Origin of the sequence: Natronomonas sp., assembly GCF_036625485.1 — an archaeon.
GTDB lineage: Archaea > Halobacteriota > Halobacteria > Halobacteriales > Haloarculaceae > Natronomonas.
This window is the reverse complement of the sequence record NZ_JAZKTR010000201.1, coordinates 1-3,714: the sequence shown is the minus strand read 5'-3', so window position 1 is coordinate 3,714 and position 3,714 is coordinate 1. Positions and strand designations below refer to the sequence as shown.

5 protein-coding genes are annotated in these 3,714 nt (G+C 66.7%); 3 read left to right on the top strand and 2 right to left on the bottom strand.

Features of this window, described 5'->3' with window-relative positions; genetic code table 11:
• Positions 1-73: 73 nt before the first annotated feature.
• The 3 genes from V5A53_RS13710 to V5A53_RS13700 are packed head-to-tail and all read left to right on the top strand — an operon-like array spanning position 74 to position 2,634.
• A complete protein-coding gene (locus V5A53_RS13710) occupies positions 74-1,231 on the top strand; it encodes an MBL fold metallo-hydrolase (RefSeq protein ID WP_332314180.1) in 1,158 nt (385 codons plus the stop codon).
• 44 nt (positions 1,232-1,275) lie between these two features.
• Entirely contained in the window at positions 1,276-1,932 is a 657-nt protein-coding gene (locus tag V5A53_RS13705; protein WP_332314179.1) for a class I SAM-dependent methyltransferase, read from the top strand.
• Positions 1,933-1,974: 42 nt separating this feature from the next.
• The gene (locus V5A53_RS13700) at positions 1,975-2,634 is read left to right on the top strand and encodes a 2,5-diamino-6-(ribosylamino)-4(3H)-pyrimidinone 5'-phosphate reductase (protein WP_332314178.1); all 660 of its coding nucleotides are present in this window, start codon (positions 1,975-1,977) and stop codon (positions 2,632-2,634) included.
• 36 nt (positions 2,635-2,670) lie between these two features.
• Here the strand turns inward: V5A53_RS13700 and V5A53_RS13695 are convergent, their stop codons facing one another.
• Together V5A53_RS13695 and V5A53_RS13690 are read right to left on the bottom strand one after the other, a co-directional pair.
• Entirely contained in the window at positions 2,671-2,955 is a 285-nt protein-coding gene (locus tag V5A53_RS13695; RefSeq protein ID WP_332314177.1) for a DUF7545 family protein, read from the bottom strand.
• A gap of 135 nt (positions 2,956-3,090) precedes the next feature.
• Positions 3,091-3,714 (bottom strand): NAD(P)/FAD-dependent oxidoreductase (locus V5A53_RS13690; protein WP_332314176.1); only part of this gene is annotated, 624 nt, incomplete at its 5' end.

Sequence of the window (3,714 nt, the reverse complement as noted above, 5' to 3'; positions counted from 1 at the left end):
GCCGTGAATCGGACGCCGCACTCCGGGCAGCCCCCGACCGCAGGTTTACAACCAGCGTGACCGAATACCACATATGGCACGAACAGCCGAGCGCGCGCCCGATGAAATCTCCGCAGAGCGGCTGAAACACCGCCTCGATGGCGGCGACGAGTTCGCGCTGCTCGATACGCGACCCGCGTCCGATTTCGAGGGCTGGCATATCCCCGAGGCCGAACACTACCGCTTCACGCCCGAGATGGACCTCGACGTCGAGGCGTTCCAGTCTGAGACCGGGCTCGAACGGGACGATTCGGTCGTCATCATCTGTGCGAAAGGCCTCTCCTCGCGATACCTCGCCGAGGAGCTGGCCGACGCTGGCTACGATAGCGTCAGCAACGTCGCCGACGGCATGAAGGGCTGGAGCGCGGTCTACGACGCGGTCGACGTCGAGACGCCTGGCGAGGCCGCAATCGTCCAGATCCAGCGCCGCGCGAAGGGCTGTCTCGGCTATCTCGTTGCCGACCCGGAATCCGGAGCGGCCGCCGCCGTCGACGTGTCCCGCCACGCCGAGGAGTACCGGCAGGCCGCCGCCGACCGCGGCTGGCACATCGAGCGCGTTCTCGATACGCACGTCCACGCCGACCACATCAGCGGCGGCCGCGAACTGGCCGACGCGCTGGGCGTTCCCTACCACCTCGGCGAGCGCGTCGCCGAGCGGGACGTGGCCTTCGACTATCAGGCGCTCGCTCGAAACGAGACCGTCGAGGTCGGCGACATCGACATCAAGGCGCTCTTTACGCCCGGCCACACCTCCGGCATGGCGAGCTATCTCGTCGGCGACGAGGCCGTGCTGACCGGGGATACGCTCTTCGTCGATAGCGTCGGGCGTACCGAGTTGCAGTTCGGCGATTCCGACGCCGATTCGGGAGCAGAGATGCTCTATGACTCGCTACACGGAACCCTGCTCGCCGAGCCCGATTCGGTCGTCGTCCTGCCGGGGCATGCCGACCCCGCTTCGGTGTCGTTCGACCCCGGAACCGAGGTGTCGACGACGGTCCGCCGACTCCGAACCGGACTCTCGCTACTCGATCACGACCGCGAGGCCTTCGTCGAGTACATCACCGACAACGTGCCCGAGAAGCCACCGAACTACGAGCGCGTTATCGCCATCAACCGCGGGCAGAGTGCGCCCTCGGACGACGAGGAGGCCATCGAACTGGAACTGGGGCCGAATCGGTGTGCCGCCGAGTAGCACGCGTCCGGAAAACACTCAACGGCCCCGGTCGGTGGCCCGGTATGGTCGAGAAAAACGTCGTCCAACAGGGCTATGACGAGTTGGGGGATGCCTACGCCGCCCATCGGTCCGGCGAGGGACAGGGAATGGACGTGTTGTCGGCGTTCCTCGAAGGGGTCCCGGAGTCGGCCCGGATTCTGGACGCCGGCTGCGGCCCCGGACGTCCGGTTCTGTCCCATCTGACCGACGAGGCGTCGGCGGTTGGACTCGACTTCTCCGGCGGACAACTCCGATTGGCCGCCGAGCACGCCCCTGATGCTTCGCTGGCACGCGGTGATATGACGGCCCTGCCGTTCGACGACGGGGCGTTCGACGCCGCAGTCGCCTTCTGGTCGCTGATTCACGTCCCGCTGACGGATCACGAGACGGTCATCGAGGAGTTCGCTCGCGTGCTCCGGCCTGGTGGCCGGTTGCTCGTCTGTGAGGGCACCGAGCGGTGGATTGGCGAGAACCCCGATTGGCTGGACAGCGGCGTCGGAATGGAGTGGGAGATCGCCGGCGCCGAAGCGACCCGCAAGCAGTTACGGGACGCCGGCTTCGAGATAACCGATAGCTGGGGCGTCCCGGAGACGCTGGAAGACGACGCGGGAGACGAGGCCGAAGACGGAGAGGGCGAGAGTGACGACGATTGGACGTTCTTCGCCGCTCGCCTCCGGTGAGGATGACCAACCGTTTTGCCGGCGGCCGTCCCACCCTCGGGTATGCACGTGCTGGTCAACGCCGCCGTCAGCGCTGACGGAAAACTCTCCTCACGGCGGCGCGAACAGATCAAGATAAGCGGCGACGAGGATTTCGCCCGCGTCGACCGCCTCCGGGCGGAATCCGACGGCGTCATGGTCGGCGTCGGGACGGTGCTGGCCGACGACCCGTCGCTGGTGCGCTACGACGAGACCCACCGGGCGGCCATTCGAAGCCCCGAGGCGGCCCCACCGGCCCGTATCGTTGCCGACTCCCGTTGTCGAATGCCGACCGACGCCGATATCCTGGCTGGCGACCCCGAAACGCACATCCTGACCAGCGAGGCCGCGCCCATCGACCGCCGAGAGGCGCTGGAGGACGCTGGCGCCACGCTGGTCGTCGCTGGCGCCGAGCGGGTCGACCTCGATTCGGCGTTCGCGGCGCTGGAAGCCGAAGGGCTCGACCGCCTCATGGTCGAGGGGGGCGGCGAACTCATCTTCTCGCTGTTCGAGGCCGGACTGGTCGACGAGCTCTCGGTCTACGTCGGGAACATGATAATCGGTGGCCGAGAGTCGCCGACGCTGGCCGACGGTGAAGGTTTCGTCGCCGACTTCCCGGACCTCGACCTCGAATCGGTCGAGCGGATGGACGACGGGGTCGTGCTTCGGTGGACCGTCGGCTAAGCGCTCGGTGAAAAGAAAACGGGAATGAGCGGCCGGTTAGTGCTGGTGGCCGGTCAGTTCGGCGTAGGAGGCACCGAAGCGGTCCTCGAAGAGGTCCATCGTCTGCTCCTCGATCTGCTTGTACTCCTCGGTGTCGCCGCCCTCGGCGTGGTGGACCGTCGCGTGGATACGCTGGGCACAGGAGAACAGCGCGAGGTCGCCGACGATCTCGGCGTCGGACTCGTCGGCTTCGCGCATCAGGTTCAGCATCTCCGTCGGGAGCGTCACGTCGTCTTCGTCGTTCGGGCCCTCGATGTGCAGGGTAACAGTATCGTCTGCCATACCTCCGATTCACTACCGCGATAAAAGGGGCTTCCGGTCGATTGCGTCGCTCGTGGTCATACGAACTGGTGTGGTCGTTTGCCGGTCATCGAACCTCTTGCTGGCGTTGACCAGTAAACCGTTCGACGCTCCGTATCAGTCGTCGTCGGCCGCTGCGGCGTCGGCGGTCACGCCCTCGGCGCGTTCGAGTTCTTCGAGGTAGTCGTCGGCGTCCAGCGCGGCTTTGACGCCCATGCCGCCGGCAGTCGCGGCCTGCTGGTAGTGGTGGTCGACCACGTCGCCGGCCCCGAAGATGCCGGGAGCGGCCGTGCGAGTCTGGCCGCCACCAGTGCCGCCCTCGGTCTCGATGTAGCCAGTCTCGTCGAGTTCGACGTCGGTGCCCTGCAGATAGTCGGTGTTCGGCGTGTGGCCGATGGCCATGAAGACGGCGCCGACCTCCATCTCGAACTTCTCGGTGTCGGGGTCGTCGAGTTTCTCCGTCGGGTAGCCCTCGGGGTTCCGCGCGAGGGAGACGCGTTCGACGCCTTCCTCCTCGCTGCCGTGAATCTCGAGGAGTTCGGTGTTCGTCATGATCTCCACGTCGCCCTCGGCTTCGAGTTCGCGGATACGGTCGACCCAGTAGTCCTCGGCGCGGAAGTTCTCGCGGCGGTGGGCGATGTAGACGGTGTCTGCGAACTTGGTGAGGAAGGCGGCCTCCTCGCAGGCGGCGTCGCCGCCGCCGACGACGAGCATGTCCTCGCCGCGGAAGAAGGCGCCGTC